The organism is Desulfurivibrio nitratireducens, assembly GCF_044068515.1.
GTDB lineage: Bacteria > Desulfobacterota > Desulfobulbia > Desulfobulbales > Desulfurivibrionaceae > Desulfurivibrio.
This window is the reverse complement of sequence record NZ_JBIPKI010000001.1, coordinates 1-21,504: the sequence shown is the minus strand read 5'-3', so window position 1 is coordinate 21,504 and position 21,504 is coordinate 1. Positions and strand designations below refer to the sequence as shown.

The 21,504-nt window shown below is 61.7% G+C and carries 14 protein-coding genes; 5 read left to right on the top strand and 9 right to left on the bottom strand.

What is annotated here, in order from left to right; translation table 11 throughout:
* Positions 1–486 precede the first annotated feature (486 nt).
* The 3 genes from ACHHTY_RS00070 to ACHHTY_RS00060 all read left to right on the top strand — a co-directional run bounded on the left by ACHHTY_RS00070 (position 487) and on the right by ACHHTY_RS00060 (position 7,258).
* Complete coding sequence (locus tag ACHHTY_RS00070; RefSeq protein WP_395491996.1) at positions 487–4,377, top strand: DEAD/DEAH box helicase; 3,891 nt, start codon at positions 487–489, stop codon at positions 4,375–4,377.
* Between the two features lie 124 nt (positions 4,378–4,501).
* Entirely contained in the window at positions 4,502–6,142 is a 1,641-nt protein-coding gene (locus tag ACHHTY_RS00065; RefSeq protein ID WP_395491995.1) for a sensor histidine kinase, read from the top strand.
* 411 nt (positions 6,143–6,553) lie between these two features.
* Entirely contained in the window at positions 6,554–7,258 is a 705-nt protein-coding gene (locus ACHHTY_RS00060) for a response regulator transcription factor (protein WP_395491994.1), read from the top strand.
* A 145-nt stretch (positions 7,259–7,403) separates the two neighbouring features.
* Here ACHHTY_RS00060 and lptC read toward each other — a convergent pair whose 3' ends face one another.
* The 4 genes from lptC to ACHHTY_RS00040 all read right to left on the bottom strand — a co-directional run bounded on the left by lptC (position 7,404) and on the right by ACHHTY_RS00040 (position 11,297).
* Positions 7,404–7,970: an LPS export ABC transporter periplasmic protein LptC gene (gene lptC, locus ACHHTY_RS00055; protein ID WP_395491993.1), complete on the bottom strand. Its 567-nt coding sequence runs from the start codon at positions 7,968–7,970 to the stop codon at positions 7,404–7,406.
* Positions 7,967–8,608, bottom strand: coding sequence for a KdsC family phosphatase (locus tag ACHHTY_RS00050; RefSeq protein ID WP_395491992.1), 642 nt, complete (start codon positions 8,606–8,608; stop codon positions 7,967–7,969). Before ACHHTY_RS00050 ends, lptC begins: the two co-directional genes overlap by 4 nt.
* 41 nt (positions 8,609–8,649) lie before the next feature.
* Positions 8,650–9,477, bottom strand: coding sequence for a 3-deoxy-8-phosphooctulonate synthase (gene kdsA / locus ACHHTY_RS00045; RefSeq protein WP_395491991.1), 828 nt, complete (start codon positions 9,475–9,477; stop codon positions 8,650–8,652).
* Between the two features lie 149 nt (positions 9,478–9,626).
* Entirely contained in the window at positions 9,627–11,297 is a 1,671-nt protein-coding gene (locus ACHHTY_RS00040; RefSeq protein ID WP_395491990.1) for a CTP synthase, read from the bottom strand.
* A 282-nt stretch (positions 11,298–11,579) separates the two neighbouring features.
* On the opposite strand from ACHHTY_RS00040, the gene ACHHTY_RS00035 reads away from it, so the two are divergent.
* On the top strand, positions 11,580–12,395 hold the full coding sequence (locus ACHHTY_RS00035) for a septal ring lytic transglycosylase RlpA family protein (protein WP_395491989.1): 816 nt from the start codon (positions 11,580–11,582) through the stop codon (positions 12,393–12,395).
* Between the two features lie 143 nt (positions 12,396–12,538).
* A complete protein-coding gene (locus ACHHTY_RS00030) occupies positions 12,539–13,498 on the top strand; it encodes a DnaJ C-terminal domain-containing protein (RefSeq protein ID WP_395491988.1) in 960 nt (319 codons plus the stop codon).
* A gap of 47 nt (positions 13,499–13,545) precedes the next feature.
* Here ACHHTY_RS00030 and ACHHTY_RS00025 read toward each other — a convergent pair whose 3' ends face one another.
* The 5 genes from ACHHTY_RS00025 to ACHHTY_RS00005 all read right to left on the bottom strand — a co-directional run bounded on the left by ACHHTY_RS00025 (position 13,546) and on the right by ACHHTY_RS00005 (position 21,227).
* Positions 13,546–14,436, bottom strand: a complete 891-nt coding sequence (locus ACHHTY_RS00025) for a phosphoribosylaminoimidazolesuccinocarboxamide synthase (RefSeq protein ID WP_395491987.1) — start codon at positions 14,434–14,436, stop codon at positions 13,546–13,548.
* A gap of 247 nt (positions 14,437–14,683) precedes the next feature.
* Positions 14,684–15,577, bottom strand: a complete 894-nt coding sequence (locus ACHHTY_RS00020) for a carbohydrate kinase family protein (protein ID WP_395491986.1) — start codon at positions 15,575–15,577, stop codon at positions 14,684–14,686.
* A 120-nt stretch (positions 15,578–15,697) separates the two neighbouring features.
* Positions 15,698–18,091: a sucrose synthase gene (locus ACHHTY_RS00015; protein WP_395491985.1), complete on the bottom strand. Its 2,394-nt coding sequence runs from the start codon at positions 18,089–18,091 to the stop codon at positions 15,698–15,700.
* Between the two features lie 114 nt (positions 18,092–18,205).
* Positions 18,206–20,389: an HAD-IIB family hydrolase gene (locus ACHHTY_RS00010; RefSeq protein WP_395491984.1), complete on the bottom strand. Its 2,184-nt coding sequence runs from the start codon at positions 20,387–20,389 to the stop codon at positions 18,206–18,208.
* Between the two features lie 292 nt (positions 20,390–20,681).
* Positions 20,682–21,227: a DNA mismatch repair MutL family protein gene (locus ACHHTY_RS00005; protein WP_395492247.1), complete on the bottom strand. Its 546-nt coding sequence runs from the start codon at positions 21,225–21,227 to the stop codon at positions 20,682–20,684.
* Positions 21,228–21,504: the final 277 nt, after the last annotated feature.

Genomic DNA, 21,504 nt, shown 5'->3' with positions numbered 1-21,504 from the left:
CGCGCTCCCGGCTCCTTGAGGCAAAGACCGAACCTGGGCGGCTTGAAAGCTGGTTGCCGGGCCGCCGGGCTCGGATATCCCCAATCCTCGCTGGCCGGCAGACCTGCCGCAAACATTGCCGGTGGAATCATGGCGCTCCACCGGGGAACGATCCTGCCGCTTCGACCCCTTTAGCGATTTCTCCGCCGATCTCATCACCCCCACCCTGCCAGGTTTCGCACTCTGCAAGCCCGACAACGGGCGGCCCCGGCCCCGGTCCCGCCCGACTCAATCCACTATGGTGATGGCAGGGTTTTTCCGGATCCGGTTTAATCTTCCGTCCCCGGCCCAGCGGCTTGGGCGCCCGAACAGGAACAACCATTCGTAAACGGAGACAATTTATCATCGTACTGTAAAGATATTTGTAATATAATAGCCAGTTCTCTCGAGCATAACCGCCGGAATCAAGCTCGCCGGCTATTGGGGCAAGACCAGCAGGAGGTAACAGTGGCGGAAAAATCGCGGGCCACTGCTGAATATCAAGGTATTATCGAGGCTTTAAGAGAAGCGCTGACTTCCGGGAACCTGGACTGTTTTCAGCAAGCCTTGCTGGGCTGGTTTCAGTTCGCACAACGGGCCAGCTTTGCCGATCCGCTCCTCGAGCTCTGCGCCAACCCTTTCGAGCCGGAACATTTCGGCCGCTTGCCCCCCCAAGCCAGGCTTTATGCCCTGCAGGAGATTTTTCGGACCAATATCCCCCGGCTGATCAGCCTGGAACCACAAGTCGATTTTTTAAGCCGGGAAGCTGCCGCGACCGGCTCCAGCCCGGAAATCGACCAATCCTTTCTCTACTTGCTGATCGTGGCCCTGCTGCTTCAGGGCAAAACGGAACAGGCCGCGGCCCTTTATACCAGGCATCCTCAGAAACTGACCGCTTGCGGCCTGGAGGGCTGGTTGCTCTTTCTGGCCCGGAACTACGCCGCGGCGGCGGACTCCTTCACCGCCGACCTGGCCCGCTTGCGCCAGCGAGAGGAAAATCCGGCCGCCTATTTCACCGGCTATGAAGGCTTGATTTTTCTTCTGACCCTGCTGGCCGAGGATAACCACCGCCACCTGCAACAGCTCAAAACCATCCTCGATCAACTGGAAAAGATCCAGCCCCACAATAATTTACTGCCGACCTATCGGATTTTCAGCGCCATAACCGCCATGCTGGAGAACCGGCCCATTGCCTGCCGCCAAACTCTGCTCTCCGCGCCCGCCCCGGCCGATGACGCCCTGACCACCCTGTTTGCCGGGCTGGCCCATCGCTGGTTGACCGGCAAAATTCCCGTCACCATGCTCCCGGTATTGCAGGAACTTGGCAGCCGGGCCCGCCGGAACTCCTATGTCTGGCTGGCGGAAGGCTACGACAGTCTGCTGACGGGCCAGGGGCAGCTCCCCGGCATCATTCGAGCCAGTGAACCCTGGCAAAACGCCCTGCTGGCCATGGGCAAGAGCTGCATGGCGCCGCCAAAGGAGGAAGACGTTCCCGCCCGCCGCCTGGCCTGGCGGCTGACTTATCATGACCGCGACGGCAGCTGGAACTTCAGGCCCGTGGTCCAGCATCGCCGTAAAAACGGGGCCTGGAGCAAGGGAAGACCCATTTCCCTGCGCCGGCTTGCCCGCGGCGTGAAGCAGAACAAACCCGACCCTGCAACGGCGCCCCGCAGCACAATCAGCCTGCTTCCGGCCTCCGCGCCCACTGCCGGCAACTCCTCTCAACCCCGCCGCCGCCAAATAGGGTCAACTCCCGAGGAATTGAGCTTCCTGGGCCCGCGGGATCGGCTGATCTGCGCTCAAATAAGGCGTTCCAGCCTCCGGGGCAACGAACATTTCTACCTGCCCCCCGACCTGGATCTTGCACTCCTGGTCGGTCACCCTTACCTTTTTGGCGCCACCGACCCCACGGTACGAATGCAACTGGAATATGGCCGACCCGCCCTGATCATCGAGCCGGTCGCCCCCGGCCAACTGCTGGTCCGGCTGACCCCTTTTCCCGCTGTTTCCGGCCAGGTACTGGTCCGCCAGGGGGAGGGATTTTTCCAGGTTATCTCCTTCAGTCCGGAACTGCGCCGGCTGGCGGCTCGGCTGGGCCCTGAAGGCCTGCAATGGCCGGCCAGAGCCCAGACCGGTTTGCTTGACTTTCTCGGCGACCTGCCCCCGGAATTATTCGTCTTTGCCCCCCCGGGGATTATCCCCGCAGACGGGGCTTCGGCAACCCCCGATAGCCAAGTGGTCGTCCAGTTTCTGCCCGTTGCCCAAGGTCTGCGGCTCCGTCTGCGGGTCCGCCCTCTTGGTCACAGCGGGCCCGATTTTTCTCCCGGTCTGGGTCCGGCCGTTCTCTGGCATGCCATCAACGGCCGCCGGTGCCTGGTTTACCGGGATCTGCAGGCGGAAGTGGGTCGGGCCCAAGAACTTGCGGCCCTCGGCGGCTTAGCCCGGCGAGAGGGAAAAGGCGATATTCCGGCCGACTCCTGGTTGCTCCCCGATCCGCAGGATTGCCTGGAGATCCTGACCCGCCTGCAGGAGCAGTCACCCGCGGTTCCCCTTGAATGGCCGGAAGGCGAGGCTCTTTCGATCAGCCCCACGGCCGAGCTGCACAAGCTCCATCTCAAGATCGGCAAAAAAAACAACTGGTTCGGTCTCACTGGCAATCTCCGTTTGGACGACGGCCTGGTCATGGAACTGGAGACCTTGCTGCGCGCTACCCGTCGCAGCAGCGGCCGCTTTATCCCTTTGGGTAATGGCCGTTTTATAGCCTTGAGCAATTCGCTGCGCCGCAAAATCGATGAAATCGAAGCCTACGCCGAAGTCCGGCGGGGAGAAATCAGGCTTCATCCCCTGGCTGCCCGCCTCTTGACCGAAAGCCAGCCCGAGACCCCAAGCAGGGAACGGTACCAGCTGGAAACCGACCATTCCTGGCAGGAATTCCAGGCCCGGTTGAACAAGATCGAAGAGCAGCCGGCTGAACTGCCCGCCGGGTTGCAGGCCAGCCTGCGGCAATACCAACTGGTCGGCTATCGCTGGCTGCGACAAATGGCCGACCTGGGCCTGGGGGCCTGCCTGGCCGACGACATGGGGTTGGGCAAAACCATTCAGGCCCTGGCCCTGATCCTGGCCCGGGCCGCGGCGGGCCCGACCCTGGTGGTGGCCCCCACCTCGGTGTGCCTGAACTGGCAGGAAGAGGCGAGCCGCTTTGCCCCCGACCTCAGGATCATCAACTACAGCGGCCGAGGGCGGAGGCAACTGCTCCGGGATCCCGGCCCTTTCGACCTGGTGGTGTGCAGTTACGGCATGCTCCAGCGCGATATCGAGATTCTCGCCGGCCACCGTTGGCGCACCATCGTGCTGGATGAGGCCCAGGCCATCAAGAACTTCCTCGCCAAGCGCTCCCGGGCGGCGATGAAGCTGGACGCCGACTTCAAGCTGATCACCACCGGGACCCCCCTGGAAAATCACCTGGCCGAACTGTGGACTCTTTTTCGCTTCATCAACCCCGGCCTGCTGGGCTCGCTGGAGCATTTCAGCAAAAATTTCATTATCCCCATCGAGCAGCATGGCGAAATCCGGGCCCGGCAACGGCTGAAAAAACTGCTGACCCCTTTTATTCTCCGCCGTCTCAAGGGTGAAGTTTTGCGGGAATTGCCGTCGCGGACCGATGTAACCCTGCAGGTGGAGATGGGCCGGGAAGAGGCCGCCCTTTACGAGGCCTTGCGCCGCCGGGCCAAGGCCAACCTGGAGAACATGCCGGGCTCGGGCGGCGCCCCGCTGCAAATTCTGGCCGAGATCATGAAGCTGCGCCGGGCCTGTTGCCATTCCCGGCTGGTGCTGCCGGGAAGCGGGTTGCCCTCCGCCAAGCTTGACCTCTTTGCCAAGGTGGTGGCGGAACTCCTGGAAAACCGGCACCGGATCCTGGTCTTCAGCCAATTTGTCGACCATCTGGCGATCATTCGGGAGCACCTCGACCGGGAGGGCATCAGCTACCAGTATTTCGACGGCACCACCCCCGCCAAAGCCCGGCAGCAAAGGGTCAGGGCCTTCCAGCAGGGCCGGGGCGACCTTTTTTTGATCAGCCTGCGGGCCGGCGGACTGGGCCTCAACCTCACCGCCGCCGATTACGTGATTCATCTGGATCCCTGGTGGAACCCGGCCGTGGAAGAACAGGCCTCGGACCGGGCCCATCGCATCGGCCAGCAAAAGCCGGTTACCATTTATCGTCTGATCGCCCGGGGCACCATAGAGGAAAAAATTCAGGCCCTGCACCGGCGCAAGCGCAAGCTGGCCCAGAGCCTGCTCAACGGCAACCGGCAGGGTCCGCCCCGGAGCAAAGAGGAACTTCTGGCCCTGCTCAGTTGATGTTGCCGATCGGGCCATAAACCGTGGCCGATCCCGGTCGGAATAACGCCCCCAACAGTCCGGCAAGAGCGCCCCGCCGCCGACGCGGCTTGGTCTCCGCTGCCGCCAAGATTGAGGAAAAACCATGAAACTCAGCCTCACCTGGAAACTGATCCTGGGTTGCAGCCTCACCCTGCTGGCGACGATGAGTATCATTTTCTACATCATCAATCTCCGCCAGGAGCAACTTATCCTGCGCCAGGCGGAGAATGAGGCCCGGACCATCTTCCGCCAGATCATCATCACCCGTAAATGGGTGGCCGACCATGGCGGCATTTTCGTGGAAAGAACGCCCCTGCCCTGGGTCAAACCAACCCCCTTTATTCCCGATGCTGAGATCATCGATCAGCAGGGCCGGCGCTTTACCCGGGAAACTCCGGCCATGGTGACCAAGGCCCTGGCCGATTACGCCAAGGAGGAGGAAAGCTACTGGTTCCATATCACCAGCCTCAACCCGGTCAACCCGGCCAACTCGCCCGACGAGATGGAATATCAGGCCCTGGTGGCCTTTGAGGAGGAAGGGCTGACCGAGCTGATCAGCCTGGAAACGATCAATCGCGATCTCTACATGCGCTATATATCACCTCTTTATACCGAAGCGGTTTGCATCCCCTGTCATCAGAACTACCAGGAAAACCAGGTCCGGGGAGCCATCAGCGTCACTCTGCCCATGAGCGCCACCTTTGCCGAAGCCGCCTGGAACCGGCGGATTCTTTTTGGCGCCATGACCATGGTGGTCCTGGTATTAAGCGGGGCCATGATGCTGATGATCCGGTTTCTGGTGCTGACCCCGATGCAGACCCTGGCCAACTCCATGCAGCGTTTTTCCAACAGCGGTCAACGGGAAGATGCCGTCATTCTGCAGACCGGCGACGAGTTCGAGGAACTATCCCGTTCATTTGCCCGGATGGCCGCCCGACTCAGCGATTATCACTATGACCTGGAGGTAAAAATTCAGGCCGCCACCAAGGATCTGGAGCGCAGCAACCGGCAACTGGTGCAGGCCAACCGCCTGCTGGCCGCCACCAACGAACGCAAGTCGGACTTTATCGCCCGGGCCTCTCATGAACTGCGGACGCCGCTGACCTCGATCAAGGGAGGGATGGAGTATCTCAATGCCCGCCTGGGCGCCATAGAACCCGGGCCTGAGAGCGACTGCAAGCGGGAAGAACTGCTGGATTTTCTCGGCTTGATCCGCAAAAACACCGACCGGCTGATTCGGATGGTCAATACGATGCTGGATATCGAGAGAATCGAGATGGGCACGGTTTCCTCCCTTAATTGGCGCAACTGCAACCTGCCCCAGGTCATCCAGGACAGTCGCCAGGAAATGAACCTGACCGCCGCGGCCAAAAAAGTGGCGATCAGAACCACCGGACCGTCGGCCCTGATGGTGCGGGCCGACGAGGACCGTATTCGCCAGGTCATGACCAACCTCCTGGCCAACGCGATCAAATTCTCCCCGCCGGATTCCGCCATCACAATACGGTTTGCTCAGCAACCGGATCGGACCATGGTGGAGGTGGAGGACCGGGGTCCCGGCATTGCCGCCGGCGAAGAGGAGAAAATCTTCGAAAAATTCTACAAACTGGGTAACAAGGAAGGCAGCGGCCTGGGCCTGGCCATCTGCCGGAGCATCATCGAAGCCCATGGCGGCAGGATTAACGTCAAGAACAACGCCGATGGTCCGGGAGCCTGTTTTTACTTCCACCTTCCCAACCAATGAGCGGGCCGGAATGGAACCAGGGCAACCCACGCCGCTTTCCAACCGGCCCCGGTCGAGCCCAGCCAACCTGGTGCCGATGGGGGGCCGTCTCAGCTAAGCTTTGGGAGCCGAGCGGGTCATTTACATTATTTTAGCATTTTCCGTAAATATATGTATAATTGACCAATTGGATTGGCATACGCGCCTTCGAGACGGACGCCTTTATGCAAATTTAGCGTTAATATCGCTCTTTTGTGATAAGCTCCGGAACTCTGGCCCCGCTGACCAGAAAACAGCAGGCCGGCAAAAGGGGGGCCCGGATTATCAGCCCGGGTCCCGCCGGAACGGTAGGACCGAAGCCAGCGGCCCCCAGGCCCCGCACCCCGAATACCGGAGCGTGGACGCCAGCACTTTGCAAGCGAGACCCGAACCATGGCTGACCGCCAAAGCCCGCCCACCCTGCTGGCCATTGACGATGACCAGGATATTCTCAAGGTACTTAAGGCCAACCTGGAGTTGCACGGCTTCAAAACAGAGACCGCCTCCTCCCTGGCCGAAGCCCGCAAGGTGCTGGAAACTATGCGTCCGGACCTGGTTATTCTGGACCTGATGCTGCCCGACGGCGACGGCCTGGAATTCTGCTGTTCACTGAAGTCCATCCACCCCCAATTGCCGGTTATCATGCTCACCGCCCGGGACAAGGTGGCCGACAAGGTGGTGGGCCTGGAACTGGGGGCCGACGACTACATGGTCAAGCCCTTCGAAACCAGCGAACTGCTGGCCCGGATCAAGGCGCGGCTCCGCGCGGCTTCAGCCAGCCAAGTCCCCCCGGTGCTTCGGGCCGGCAACCTGGAAATCGATATCCGCAATCAGACCGTAACCATTGACGGCCAGGAGGTTTACCTCACCGCCAAGGAGTTTCAGCTCCTGACCTGCCTGGTGGAAAACCGCAACAACCTGGTGACCCGGGATGAAATCCGCAAAAGCCTCTGGCGGGATTCCAAAATTTACTCCTGGAGCCGGGTAATCGATGTTCACATCCAGCATCTGCGCCAGAAAATCGAAAAAAAACCCTCCAAGCCCCGCTATATCGTCACGGTGCCGGGACGGGGCTACCGCTTCGCCGAGGACCAGTAAGGGTTGAGGGGGTTTTGCCGGCCCGCCGGAGGGGATCTGAGCAGGAGGTTGGGGGCAGCCAGCGACCAACTCCGGCAGCGGCCTGGCAGACACGGTGGGATGGGCCGGGCCGAGGAGGATGGAGGCCCGGACAAACGGCAGGGCTTCAATTCATGACAAAATTGACATTACCCGTCAGGATATAGCGGCCTGCAACCAAGTCATAATCAAGGTTCTGACCCCTGACCCGAATATCATCGGTGCGGATCTCAACCCCGGCCCGGCTGCTCACCCGCCCTTCTTTTTCATGGTAACTGAGCGCCGGCGTAGCCAGGGAAAAGCCGGCTTGATCGAGCAGGCGGACATTGTCTTCCAGATCCAGGATCTCGCCGACGGCGTCATAACGGCCCCGGTCCGCGACGATATGGATCTGTTCCCGGCCGTTGCGAAAAAAGAACGCCTCAACCCCGGCCAGCAGCAGCTCATCCTCGCTCTCCCCGGTCCGCATTTGATCGCTGTCGATCCGCCACTGTCGAACCCCGGCAATTTCCTGAAAAAAACGAACCTCCTCCAGGGCAAAAAGCTGCTCCGGAGCCGCCTCCCGCTCGCCGATGGCGCTCTCCCGGATCTGCGGAGGGGCCAGAAAGGAGCGGACCAGGCCGCCGTAAAGGGGCCAGGTCAGCAGCAGCAGCAAAGGCAGCAGCCAGAGCAGATTACGGATACCGTGCATCATTGGGCATATTCGGCCAGCAGTTTTTCCCGCATCCCCTTGGCCTCGATGATCAGTTCGCAGAGTTCCCGCACCGCCCCCCGGCCGCCGGGACTCCTGGCAACATAATGCGCGGCGGCCCTGACTTCCGCCACCGCATCGGCCACCGCCGCCGCCAGTCCCACCCGCAGCATGACCGGCAGATCAAGCCAGTCATCTCCCATGTAGGCGACCTGATCAGGCCGCAGGTTCTGGGCGGTGATAATTTGCTGGAAGGCCTCGATTTTTTTCCCCCGGCCCTGGTAAACATGACGCAGCCCCAGATCTTCAGCCCGGCGCCGCACCGCGTCGGAGGTGCGGGCGGTGATCAGCCCGGTTTCCACCCCGGCTTCCCGCAACAGACGGATGCCGAGGCCGTCGCGGGTGGAAAAGGCTTTCATTTCGTAACCCTCGGGTCCATAAACGATGGTGGAGTCGGTCATTACTCCGTCGACATCCAGCAGCAGCAATTCCACCTTGGCGGCCCGCGGCAGGCAGTTCTTCCAGGCATAGCCCCGCCCCTCAGCCCCGGCGCGTTCTAAAGCCCTTTGCCGCAAGCCCTGGGTAATTTCACAATCGGAAGGATACCCTTCCTTGCTGCCGCCACCATTAGCCGTCATCATCAACCTTTATTATCAAAAGGACTGGAGAACCGCCCCTGCTTTCAGGTTATTGCTCTGGGCAGTTGGTGAATGGCCAGCAAATCCCGCAGCAAGACCTCCACCTGATCCAGGGGCCAGGAATTGGGGCCGTCGCACAAGGCCCGATCCGGATCGGGATGAACTTCCATAAAGAGCCCGTCAACCCCGGCGGCCACCGCCGCCCGGGCCAGGGTCGGGACAAAGCGGCGCTGGCCCCCGGAACTGCTCCCCGCCCCGCCGGGCAACTGAACGCTGTGGGTGGCGTCGAAAATCACCGGGCAGCCCAGTTCACTCAACAGCGGCAGAGAACGCATGTCCACCACCAGATTGTTGTAGCCGAAACTGCTGCCCCGCTCGGTAAGCAGCAGGCCGCCGGTGCCGGCACTCCGGACCTTGGCCACCGCATGGGCCATATCCCAAGGGGCGGCAAACTGGCCCTTTTTCAAATTGACCGGCTTGCCGGTCCCGGCCGCGGCCACCAACAGATCAGTCTGGCGGCAGAGAAAGGCGGGGATCTGGATAATATCCAGAACTTCCGCCGCCGCCGCCACTTGCCCGCTTTCATGCACGTCGGAAACCAGGGGAAGTTCGAACTCCCGGCCGATGGCGGCCAGCAGGCCCAGGCCCTCCTCGGGTCCCGGTCCCCGGTAGGATCCCAGCGAAGTCCGATTGGCCTTGTCGAAAGAGGCCTTGAAAACCAGGGAAATCCCCAGCCGGGAGGTGACCTCCTTGAGGGTGGCGGCGATCTCCCGCATCACCGCCTCGGACTCGATTACGCAAGGTCCGGCCAGCAGGCAAAGGGGCTGCCCCGGTCCGATCTGAAAACGCCCGGCAATATCGACCGGTTTCATAAGTTGCTCATCAGGTTAACTTTTTTATGGTCAAGGCTCAGGGTGCGGCAGGGCCAAGCTGCAAGGGAGACAGAGCGCAGCGACAAGGGGGAGAGATCCGCAAACCCCGGCCATTCTCCTTGCTCCTTGAGCCTTGGCCCTGATGCCGCTTACCCCTCGGTTTTTTGATGTTCCAAGGCCGCCTTGATAAAAGCGGTGAAGAGGGGATGGGGCCGCATCGGCCGCGACTTGAACTCGGGGTGAAACTGGCAGCCGAGAAACCAGGGGTGGTCAGCCAGTTCCACGATCTCCACCAGCTTGTCATCCGGCGAGGTGCCGCTGATCACCAGCCCCTTGTCGGCAAGCTGCCGGCGGTACTCGTTGTTGAACTCATAGCGGTGCCGGTGGCGCTCGTCGATCAGCTCTGCTCCGTAAGCGGCCCGGGCGAAGGTGTCGGGGAGCAGCCGGCAGGGATAGCTCCCCAGGCGCAGGGTTCCACCCAGGTCGGTGGATTCGTCCCGGACCTGGACCCGACTGGTGCGGTAATCGTACCATTCCTTGATGAAGTAGATCACCGGATGGGGAGTACCGGGATTGAACTCGGTACTGTTGGCGTCGGTCAGTCCTGCGATATTGCGGGCAAACTCAATGGTGGCCAGTTGCATTCCCAGGCAGATGCCGAAGAAGGGCACCTTCTCTTGCCGGGCATGGGTTATGGCCATGATCTTGCCCGCCACCCCGCGGCCGCCAAACCCCCCCGGCACCAGGATCCCGTGGCAACCGGCCAGCAACTCCGCCGCGCCCTCGAATCCCTGGGCTTCGATATCCTCGGCGCTGACATAGCGCAGCACCACCCGGGCGTCATTGGCCACCCCGCCATGGACCAGGGCCTCGTGCAGGCTCTTGTAGGATTCCTTCAACTCGACATATTTGCCGATAATGGCGATGGGGACCTCGCGGGAGGGGTTCTTGATCCGGGCCACCAATTCCTGCCAGGGCTCCAGGCGAGGTGAGCCGGTCCAGACATTGAGGAGCTTGAGGATTTTATTATCCAGACCCTCTTCGTGGAACCAGAGGGGCACCTCGTAAATATTTTCTACGTCGCGGGCGGTAATAACCGCGTCGCGATCAACATTACAGAACAGCGAGATTTTGGCCTTCAACTCGTCGCTCAGGGTGGTCTCGGTCCGGCAGAGCAGAATATCGGGCTGGATCCCGATGGCCCGCAGTTCCTTGACACTGTGCTGGGTGGGCTTGGTCTTGACCTCCCCGGCGGTCTTGATGTAGGGAACCAGGGTAACGTGGATGTAAAGGGTGTTTTCCCGGCCGAGATCGCCGCGCAACTGGCGGATGGCCTCGAGAAAAGGCAGGGACTCGATATCACCGATGGTGCCGCCGATCTCGATGATTGCCACGTCCACCTCGCCTTCCAGCTGGCGGACCGCGGCCTTGATTTCATCGGTGACATGGGGAATTACCTGCACAGTGCCGCCCAAGTACTCGCCCCGGCGCTCCTTGTTGATCACCGAATAATAGATGCGGCCCGAAGTGTAGTTGTTTTTCTGACTCAGGCTCACCGAGGTATAGCGTTCATAGTGGCCCAGGTCCAGGTCGGTTTCGGCTCCATCGTCGGTAACGTACACCTCGCCGTGCTGAAAGGGGTTCATGGTGCCGGGATCGACATTGATATATGGATCAAGCTTCTGGAAGGTGATGGTCAGTCCCCGGCTTTCCAGCAGGGCGCCGATGGCGGCGGCGGCCAGTCCCTTGCCCAGCGAGGAGAGAACCCCACCGGTAATAAAGATAAACTTGGTCTGCGGTGTTGGGTTGGCAGGTTTCATGGGTCCTGGTCAGGGATAGGGTTGGTAAGGCGAAAAAGTGAGGTGGTCGACGATGAGCAAGCAACGGCCTCGCAAGCGGCAAAAAAGTATATCCGGGCCGGAATATAGCACCAAGTCACGGGAAGGCAAAGCAAAAAGCCGGGACTTTTTGCGCCGAGATGACTAAAGTAGGCCGCGATCAGCAAAGCTGCCGCCGGCCGGCGACTGCAGTTCCGACCAAGCTGTTGCGGCCCGCCGGAACAACATCTGGTCCGGCCATTTTCCGCCCAGAGAGGAATCGTGATGTTGAGTTCAAGCTCATTGCAGCGCCTGACTGTCCTGCTTCTGGTTCTGGTACTGCCAGGTGGCTGCGCCCAGCCGACCCTGATCGCCACCCCCGACGGCAAAACCAGGGTGGGGGCCCCGGCGCCGGCGGCCAAGCAGGTGCCCGAAGCCGCCCGGATTCCCCCGACCCAGCGCCCATACCAGATCAAGGGTAAAACCTACTATCCCATTCCCTCGGCCCACGGTTTCGTGGAAAACGGCATCGCCTCATGGTACGGGAGCAAGTTCCACGGCCGGCGGACCTCCAACGGCGAAATCTACGACATGCACGCCATGACCGCCGCTCACAAGACGCTGCCGATGAACACCCACCTGCTGGTGACCTGCCTGGCAAGCGGCCGGGAAATCACGGTGCGGATCAATGACCGGGGTCCCTTTGTCCGGGGGCGGATAATCGATCTTTCCTACCGGGCCGCCCGGGAACTGGGGATGGCCGACCAGGGCCTGGCCCAGGTACGAATAACCGCCCTCGGCCAGGCGATGCGTTATGTGGAAAACGGCCAGACCCGTGAACGTTTCGCCGCTACTCCGGATTTCGAACATGGCGATTTTTTTGTCCAGGTCGGGGCCTTTACCGTGCGGGAAAACGCCACTCGCCTGCAGCGGCAACTGGCGGCCGAAGGCCGCCCGGCCGTGGTCCAGGAACACGACCACGGCGGGCGGCGTTTCCACCGAGTCCAGGTGCAGGCCGGTCGAACCCTCAGCGGCGCCCTGCGCCTGGAAAAAACCATGATCGAGGCCGGGTTTCCTGACGCCTTCGTCGTAGCCCGCTAGCCGCTAGGCCGGCCCGGACCCGGTGCCGGTGCCGGCGCGATGGTTGCCAAAAACGGCCGCCGGACTTATACTCTTGAGTCTAACAATAAAGATCCACCACAATCAATCGAATATCAGCGGGCATGAAAGGAAAAGCAACCCAAATGGACTATTATGAAACCCTGGGCTTGGGCAAAAGCGCCAGTCCGGATGAAATCAAAAAAGCTTATCGCAAGCTGGCCCTCAAGTATCACCCCGATCGCAATCAGGGCAACAAGGAGGCCGAAGAACGCTTTAAGCAGATCAGCGAGGCCTACGCGGTCCTCTCCGACCCGGAAAAGCGCAAGCAGTACGACACCTTCGGCTCCAGCGGTTTCCAGCAGCGCTATTCCCAGGAGGACATTTTTCGCAACAGCGACATCAACGATATCCTGCGGGAATTCGGCATCAATCTAGGCGGCGGTCGCGCCACCTTTCGAGCCGGGCCGGGCGGCGCCAGTTTCTTTGACGACCTTTTCGGAGTCGGCGGCATGGGCAGAGGCGGGGGCCAGGGCCAAGAGTTCCAGTATTTTCGCCAGGATCCCCGCCAACAGCAGATGGTGCGGGGCAACGACCTGAGCCTGGAGTTGCCGGTGAGCCTGGAGGAGGTCCTGCACGGCAGCGAAAAGACCATTTCCCTGGGCCGGGGAGCTCAGGCCGACAAGGTCGCGGTCAAAATTCCACCCGGCATTGAAAGCGGTAAGAAACTGCGCATCGCCGGCAAAGGAGCCCCCTCACCCCTGGCTGGCCCCCCGGGCGATCTCCTCCTGCTGATCCGGGTCCAGCCCCATCCGGTTTTCAGCCGCGAAGGTCAAAATCTGGTGGTGGAAAGAGAAATACCCCTCAGCGGGGCCCTGCTGGGAACCGAAGTCGCGGTACCCACTCTGGAAGGCCGCCAGCTGAAGGTCAAGGTTCCGGCCGGCAGCAAGCCCCAGGCCAAGCTGCGGCTCAAGGGCCAAGGTCTGCCGGGTACACCCGGCGGCGGCCGCGGTGACCTGCTGGTCAAAATCAACCTGAAACTGCCCGGCAAGCTCAACGCCGAACAGAAGAAGCTGGTCCAGCAGCTGGCCGAAACCGGACTTTAAGTCCCCCAACCAGCCAACCACCCATCTTCGACTCGGAGAGGTTATTTTCAGTTATCGCCCTTGAGCCGTTGCAGGGCCTCCCGGTAACGGGCGGCGGTCTTGGCGATTATTTCCGGGGGCAGGGGCGGCGGCGGCGGGGACTTGGGCCAGTCCAGGGAGGCCAGATAGTCGCGCAAAAACTGCTTGTCGAAGCTGGGCTGCCCCCCCCCGGGATGATATTGCTCCGCCGGCCAGAAGCGGGAGGAGTCCGGGGTCAGGACTTCATCTATCAGGATCAATTCGTTGTCAGCTCCCAGGCCCAGTTCAAACTTGGTGTCGGCAATAATGATTCCCCGGCTCAGGGCGTAGTCCGCCGCTTTCCGGTAGAGTTCCAAACAGGCCTTCCGCACCTGGGCGGTGAGTTCCGCCCCCACCAGTTCCTCCATCCGGTCCAGGGAAATATTCTCATCGTGGGTACCCAGGGCCGCCTTGGTCGAAGGGGTGAAAAGGGGCTCGGGGAATTTTTCCGCCTCCCGCATTCCGGCCGGCAGCTTGACTCCGCACACCGTGGGGTTTTCCCGGTAGGCCTGCCAGAAGGAACCGGCCAGATAACCCCGCACGATACATTCCACCGGCAAGGGCCGGGCCTTCTTCACCAGCATGCTGCGGCCCCGCAACTGCTCCCGATAAGGGGCACAGACCGCGGGATAATCGGCCGGATCGGCGCTGACCAGGTGATTGGGAATGACATCCCCCAGATAATCGAACCAGAACAGGGAAAGCTGGGTCAGGATCTCGCCCTTCAGGGGAATGGGCTCGTTCATCACCACGTCGAAGGCGGAGATCCGGTCGCTGGCCACCATCAGCAACCACCCGTCAAGATCGTAAAGATCGCGGACCTTGCCCCGATGAAGCAATTTGAGGCCGGGGAAATCGGTTTCATAGACAGGCTGGTTCATGGCGGACTCCCAAGTTAGCTGACGGAGCAACGGGCACCGGGTAATTGGCTGCAGGGTCAGGAGCAAACGGCCCCACGGCAACGGCAGTCAGGCTCCCGGCTGGCCCGGATCTTACCGCCTGGCCGGCCCCCGAAATCGGGCGGCGGATGGCGGTTTGCGGTGGCTGGGCCATTCTCGTCAAAATAAGAAAAAAGGGCAAGGATTTTCCCGGTTCCAAAAGTCCGGAGGACGGGATCGGACCGGTCGTTTAAGGCGGGGTGGCTCCGGGCCGGGAAGCCACGTAAGCCCCGCGGCGATTGGCCCGCCGCAGGATCTCCGGCCAGGGCAGTTTTTCCTGGTAAGCGGCGATCAGGGCGGCGAAAAAGGCATCACCGGCCCCCACCGTGTCGGCCACCGCCACCGGCTCCCCCGGCACGGCCTGGGTTGCGGAGGCCGTCCGCACCCAGGCTCCCGCCGCCCCCTCGGTGATCACCAGAGCGGCCAAACCATAACGCTCCCGGACGGCGGCCGCCAGCTGCTCCTGGTCCCGGCTGATAACCAGCTCCCCGGGCGGCGAACCCGGCTCTCCCGCATCTTCAGGCAGGCCGGGCAGATCCAGCCAGGCGGCGAGTTGCCTGAGTTCTTCACCGTTAACCTTCACCAGGTCGGCCAGGGCCAACGACTCCAGGACCAACTCCCGGGGGGTGAACGGCGGCCGGAGGTTGACATCGTAAAAACAGGTTAGGGCCTGGGCGGCCAGGGCGCGGATGGCCAGCCGGGAACGGGAATCCCGCTGGGCCAGGGTTCCGAAAACCAGGTCGTAGGGCTGGTCGCCGACCGTCGCCAGGGCGGCGGCCGGATCGATATTGTCCCAGGCCGCCGGAGCGACGATCTCATAACGGGGCTCGCGATCCGGCCCGAAGGTAACCCGGACCCGGCCGGTGGCAAGCTCTTCGTCGCGCTGGACCCCCGCCAGGGGCAGGCCCAGTTGGGCCAAACGGGCCAGGGTGGCGTCCCCCAGCCCGTCCCGGCCCACCCGGGTAATCACCCGGACGGCCAGGCCCTGCGCCGCCAGGTGGTAGGCCACGTTCACCGGCGCGCCTCCCAAAACCTCCCGGTCCGGAAAAATGTCCCAGACCACCTCCCCGATTGCCACAATCATCGCTTGTCCTCTGATGCTCTTAACTCTTGGGCCCCAAAGACCCGCAAACCGCCGGGCAACAGGGGCCAAACCCACGGCCAGCGGCCTGATCCGCCAGGCAAGCGGCGGCCGGGTTTTCAGCTAGCGTATTTTTTCGGCCCGCTCCTTGTAGAAGAGGTGATAGAGCGCCTCGCTGTACTGATTGAGCCGCATCTTGGCCTGTTGCGAGATGGAATAGCGCCAGAAGCCGTAAACCTTGGTGAGGCGGGTCAGTTTGCGGCAGTGGCGCTGCCAGGTAAAATGGCTGCGGGCCCGTTCCAGCCCCCGGCGGGAAAAACCCTGCCAGTAGCGGGAATCTTCCTCGCAGCGCTGGAAAAAATCGGTGAGCCGGGCGGTCATCACCGCCGGGTCGGTGGGATTGACCAGAAAACCGGACTGCTCGTGTTCGATAATTTCCAGGGGCCCGCCGAATTGGGTGGCGAAAACCGGCAGACCAGAATGCATGGCCTCAAGAATGGTCAGGCCGAAAGCCTCGAAAAGAGCCGGCTGGACGAACACCCCGCCCCGATCGGCCATCAGGCGATAAGCCTCGCCGGTTTCGGCCTTGCCCAGGAATTTGCCGATCCAGCGGACCCGGCCGTGCAGGTTGTATTGCTTGAGGATCGCGTGCATCTTGCGGATTTCCGCCGCCTCCTCGGCATCCTTGGAGCGCTCGGGATCCACCACGCTGGCCACCATGACCAGGTTGACCCGCTGGCGCAGTTTTTCATCCTGGCCGAAGGCCTCCACCAGGCCGGTGAGGTTTTTAATCCGATCCAGGCGGGCGATGGTGAAAAGCGGCGGCAGGCCAGGGTTCTCCAGGCGCCCCAGGCAATCCTGGTCCTCCTGCTCGAAGAGCAGCCGGGTCACCGCCTTGCGCATTCGGGCCGACCGGCGCCTTTTCTGGGTATGGGGAAAGTAAATCTCCTGATTGACCCCGGGGGGGATCACATTGAAGCGGGGATGAAAGAGGTTGATCCCGCTGATCACGTTGAGCAGACCCGGCATGGTGAAGAACTGGTAGGATTCGTACTGGCCGATGCTGTTGTCGGTACCGGTGATCTCCTGGGCGGTGCTGGTGATGATGAAATTGGCCTGATTCATGGCGATCAGGTCGGCCATGAACTGGATGGAAAAATGATATTCGGGCTCGAACTGATCCCAGTAGAGGTCGCTGAAGAGATATTTTGATTTTTCCAGGGCATGGGCGATGTTGCACTGGATAACCCCCATGCTCCGGGAAAGCCGGGTGGCCACCAGGTTGCCGTCGGAATAATTGCCCACCAGCAGATCGGGTCGCCCTCCCAGTTCGCGGCGAATTTCCTCCTCGGCGTCCACCGCGAACTGGTCTAGGTAAGGCCAGATCCGGAAGCGGGAAATCCAGTGGGTAACCACGCTGTTGTCGGGATGACGAAACGGTACCCTGAGGATCCAGACATTCCTGGTATCCCACACTTTTTCCAGGCGCTGATCGGAGGTGGTGCCTTCATTTTCGGGGATCAGCCGGGTGATGATCAGGATCTTGGGTTCGATTTCCAGTCCCGCGTCCCGCAGATCCTCGCTCAGGAAATCTTCCAGGGCCTTGGCCTGGTCGAGGATGTAGACCACCTGGCCGCCGGTGTCCGGCCGGCCCAGGACATTGTCCTGGCCGAACCAGCCGTGGGGGCTGAGCAGGGCTACCTTGGAAACCATGGGAATCCGGGAGAGAAATTCCTCCAGATTGGCCTCGTCGGGCTGCTCGATGATATCCTGGAGCATGTGGATGGTTTCCAGGATCCGGGGCAGGGAGTTGCCCCAGCCGTCGAGAAAGCCCAGTTTGCGTAAGCGCTGTTTGATTTTCTCGACATCATCGGGATAGCGGCAGCGCTCGAGAAAATCCATCGCCCCGGCCAAGGCCTCCTCCAACTCCTCGGGGCCCCGGACCAGAGCGGCGTCGAGCAGCAGTTGGGTGCCATGCAACTGGTGGAGCTTGAGAAACTCATAGAGTAACCGGTTCCACTTATCCGGGTTGTTGGCCAGGCTGCCGGACATGTGGCGGTTGAGGAACTTGATTCCCTGGCCTATGGTATGGGGATCCTTGAGCCCGGGGCCGTAATCATAGAAAGGCGCCAGATTGATGGTCAGGGTGCGCTGCTGGGGCGGCAGCCCCGGCCGGACCAGGCGTTCCTTGAAGGTAAGGAAATCCATCACCGAAATATTGATCAAGTGATCGTTGTCGGCGTTCAGGGCGAAAATCCGGCAATTGGCCCGGCGGTGCCGGTAGATGATGATCAGCAGATCGTCGGCCAGCATGATCTCCTGCACCTTGCGCAGGAAGCGCCACGAACCGGCCAGATCGCCCTCCTTCGGGTCCCGCTGCTGGCTGAAGTGATGAAAGGCCAGCAGAATGTCGTTGCGCAGCAACAAGGGCGGGACGGGCCAGGAGAGGTTGAAGAGAAATTCCCGCAGGAGGGGAATCTCCTGTTCATCGACAAAACTGCTCAGGTCTTCGTACATGATGCTCTCTTCCTTTCCCGCGTGAGTTCCCGGCTCAACCCCGCCGGGCAACTTCCACGGGCAGACTGTTCAAGCAATAATGGGCGGCCCCGGTCAATCCCCCGGGCCGCGACCTTAACCGGAGCCCAGAAACTTGTAATGACGAATGCCGTCGATAATCCCGGCGGCATAGGCCTTTTGGCTGAAGTAAAGCTTGCGCAGACCGCGCAGGGACTCCAGTTCCTTGGAATAGTTGCCCACCACCACCCCGCAGGTATCGCCCCGCAGCATCTGGGCATCGGTGCCCGAATCACCGCAGATCATGATCCGGTTCAGGGGAATATTCCACTTGTAGCTCAGGTAACGCAGGGCCTTGCCCTTGGAGGCCCGGTAGGGCAGGATGTCGAGAAAGCTGCCGTGGGAAAATTCCAGGGTGTAATGGAGCTTTTTCTCCTGCAGGACATAGTGGACCCGGGCCAGATGGTCCTTTTCATCGGACATGTAGTAACTGATCTTGAACGGATGCTGGCTGGCGCCTTCCTGGGACTCCAGGAACTCAAGACCGGCAAGGGCCTTGCGGATGGCCGCCGGCTTCCACTGGTAACTGAGGTGCTGCTGCCAGCCGTTGTCCCGGCTGAAATCGGGCCCGTAATAGATTTCGGTCCCCACGGCGGCGATGATTATATCAGGGGAGGAAATTTCGTGTTCCGCCAGCACCTGGCGCGTTTCCGCAAGGCTGTGGCCGGTGGCTACCCCCCAGCCGACCCGGTCGCGGTGGGCATCCAGCAGGGTCAGCAACTCCCGCATCGCCGCCTCATCGCCGACCAGGGTGTTGTCGATATCGGTAATCAGCAAGCGATCTACGCCGGCCAGACGCTTGCCGATGGCCCGGGGCTTTTGCCTGGCCACCTCGGGGCCGGGCTTGGGCATGGCCGCCCGGGCCTTGTCGTAAACCTCGACGGTGCTGGCGCAATGGGACTCCCAGGAATAGTGATTGCGCACCCCGATAATCCCGTTGCGGGAGAACCGGTCCCAGGTCTCCCGGTCCACCAGGATGCTCTTGCAGGCGGCGGCGATCGCGCCGCTGTCGGTGGGATCAATCAGCAGGCCATTGTCGCAGTTGGCGATGATATCCGCCGGGCCCCCGTCCTGGGTGGCCACGATGGGCAAGCCGCAGGAGGCCGCTTCCACCAGGGTCAAGCCGAAGGGCTCGACCAGCGCGGGATTGACGAAGACCCCGCGGCTGTCGGCGCACAAACGGTAAAGCTCGGGAACCTCGATGGTAAAATCATGTTTCTTGGGAATAGCCAGTTTGCCGTAGAGATCGTAAGAGTCCATGAGCAGCAGCATTTCGGTCAGCACATTGCGCTCGTTTTCCTCCATTTTGGCGATATCCTTTCGGATCCCGGCAAAAATCGCCAGGTTGGCAATGGCCTGGAGGTCCTGGTCCTCCCCATAGGCCTTGATCAGGCCGGCGATATTCTTGCGCTGATCGGGACGGCAGAGGGCCAGAATGAAGGGCTTGTGCACCGAGCTCCAGAAACGCTGCAGCTCGCTCAGCAGCACCACCCGGGTCTGGCGGGCCAGCTCCTCGGCCGAGTTGTGCTCGAACTGGCCCTGGTAGTAAGGGTAAAAGGTTTCGATATCGATCCCCGGCGGAATCACGTTGAAATGGCCGGCGGCGAAGTTCTCATAAAGACTGTACTGGCGGTCGATTTCGTGGCGGGTACTGACCACGACCTGCTCGGCATCCCGGATAATCCTTTCCTCCACCGCGATCCGGTGATCGATATGATAGCGCCGGTTGATTTCCTCGCCGCTGAAACCTTCGTTGAGCAATTTGCCCTTCTTGTGGGCTCCCATGGAGTGGCCGGTGAACACGAAGGGCACCCCGAAGAAAGCGGCCAGTTCCCGGGCCACGTAGCCGCCATCGGCGTAATGGCCGTGAAAAATATCGGGAATCCGACCCCTTTTCTTCAGGTGCTTGACGGTCTTATCCACCATCTCGTCAAGATGGGGCCAGAGCATTTCCTTGCGGATGTACTTGCGTCCCCCGCACTGGATGCGGACAATCCGGGCCTCCGGACTCAGCGGTTCAATGGCTTGGGCATAGGCTGAGGAAACCGCCCGATCATCGATCAAGCGGGTAATCAGTTCCACCTTGGCCACCTCGGGCCGCCTGCCTAAGGCCCGGGCCAGCTCAATGACATACTTGACCTGGCCGCCGGTGTCGGCGTCCCGCCCAAGTTCCAGGGATTCCCCCCGGACCAGGCCGTGAACACTGAACATCTGGATGTACAAATCCTGGCTTTCACTCATCGGCCGGACTCCCCTTGCTCTGCCACCCGCAGCAGCTCCGCCGGGCCCCCCGGGCAAGGCGGTGAATCCCCGGAACTGGCCCGTGGCCAAGCTGCTCTTTAACTAGCTGTAATTGGTATGTCTTATTAATCTCGCCAACTACGCCCCTCCCTGCTGCGCCGGCCGGTGGGCAACCAGCCCGCCGGCTTGCCGCCGGGCCCGAACTCTCAATCCCCGCCAAGGCGGGCCGGATTACCAGCTGTTCAGCCCCTGGCGCGGCCTGGGCCAAGCAACTTGGCCGGGCCGCCCTTTTTCAACGGTTGAACCACTTCTTCATCTCTGCGGCGCTGAAGCGCCGCACCACCGGGCGGCCGTGGGGGCAACGGGAAAAAATGCCGGCTGCCTGCATTTCTTTGAGCAGGCGCTCCATTTCCGCCTCCTCCAGGGCCTGGCCGGCCTTGATCGCCGCCTGGCAGGCCAAGCCGGCCAGAACCTCTTCCAGTCGCGCCCCGGAGCGCTGGTCCGGCCCTTCTTCCTGGAAACGGGAAATCACCCCGGCAACGATGGCGGCGGGGCTGTGACCGGCCAGCAGGGCCGGCACCGCCTTGACCAGATAGCTCATGCCGCCGAAGGCTTCGATCTCCAGACCCAGGCGACTGATTTCCGCCGCCCGGCTCTCCAGCACCGCCGCCTCGGCCGGCACCAGTTCCAGCACCGCCGGGAAAAGCAGGGCCTGGCGGCTGAGCCCATTTTCTTCGTACTGCCGGCGCAGGCGTTCATAAAGCAAACGCTCATGGGCGGCATGTTGATCGATGGCCAACAGACCGTCCCCGCCGGCACACAGGATATAAGAGCGCAAAACCTGGCCGAGCAACCGGGGCGGGGCCAATTCCCCGACGCCGGGATCCGGGCCCGGGAGTTCCTCCCCCGGGGCTGTTGCTCCGGCGGGACCGGGGGGAAAACCGGGAGCCGCGCCGATCCTGGGCTCGGGCTCCCCAACCCCGCCGGGGGCCGCGCCCGGCTCTCCCGAAGAAAATTGGTAGACGACATCCTGCCGAGTTCCCTGCGGAAAAAGCCGGGCCGGCGCGGGATCATGGCTCTCGTTAACTCGATTTTGCCTTCCAAGCAAAGGAAAT

Excerpts from the sequence above, each read along its gene's own strand:
- ACHHTY_RS00035 (WP_395491989.1), top strand. The coding sequence starts at position 11,580 with ATGTTGAGTTCAAGCTCATTGCAGCGCCTGACTGTCCTGCTTCTGGTT.
- ACHHTY_RS00040 (WP_395491990.1), bottom strand. The coding sequence starts at position 11,297 with ATGAAACCTGCCAACCCAACACCGCAGACCAAGTTTATCTTTATTACC.
- kdsA (WP_395491991.1), bottom strand. The coding sequence starts at position 9,477 with ATGAAACCGGTCGATATTGCCGGGCGTTTTCAGATCGGACCGGGGCAG.
- ACHHTY_RS00030 (WP_395491988.1), top strand. The coding sequence starts at position 12,539 with ATGGACTATTATGAAACCCTGGGCTTGGGCAAAAGCGCCAGTCCGGAT.
- ACHHTY_RS00025 (WP_395491987.1), bottom strand. The coding sequence starts at position 14,436 with ATGAACCAGCCTGTCTATGAAACCGATTTCCCCGGCCTCAAATTGCTT.
- ACHHTY_RS00060 (WP_395491994.1), top strand. The coding sequence starts at position 6,554 with ATGGCTGACCGCCAAAGCCCGCCCACCCTGCTGGCCATTGACGATGAC.
- lptC (WP_395491993.1), bottom strand. The coding sequence starts at position 7,970 with ATGATGCACGGTATCCGTAATCTGCTCTGGCTGCTGCCTTTGCTGCTG.
- ACHHTY_RS00015 (WP_395491985.1), bottom strand. The coding sequence starts at position 18,091 with ATGTACGAAGACCTGAGCAGTTTTGTCGATGAACAGGAGATTCCCCTC.
- ACHHTY_RS00065 (WP_395491995.1), top strand. The coding sequence starts at position 4,502 with ATGAAACTCAGCCTCACCTGGAAACTGATCCTGGGTTGCAGCCTCACC.
- ACHHTY_RS00010 (WP_395491984.1), bottom strand. The coding sequence starts at position 20,389 with ATGAGTGAAAGCCAGGATTTGTACATCCAGATGTTCAGTGTTCACGGC.
- ACHHTY_RS00020 (WP_395491986.1), bottom strand. The coding sequence starts at position 15,577 with ATGATTGTGGCAATCGGGGAGGTGGTCTGGGACATTTTTCCGGACCGG.
- ACHHTY_RS00050 (WP_395491992.1), bottom strand. The coding sequence starts at position 8,608 with ATGATGACGGCTAATGGTGGCGGCAGCAAGGAAGGGTATCCTTCCGAT.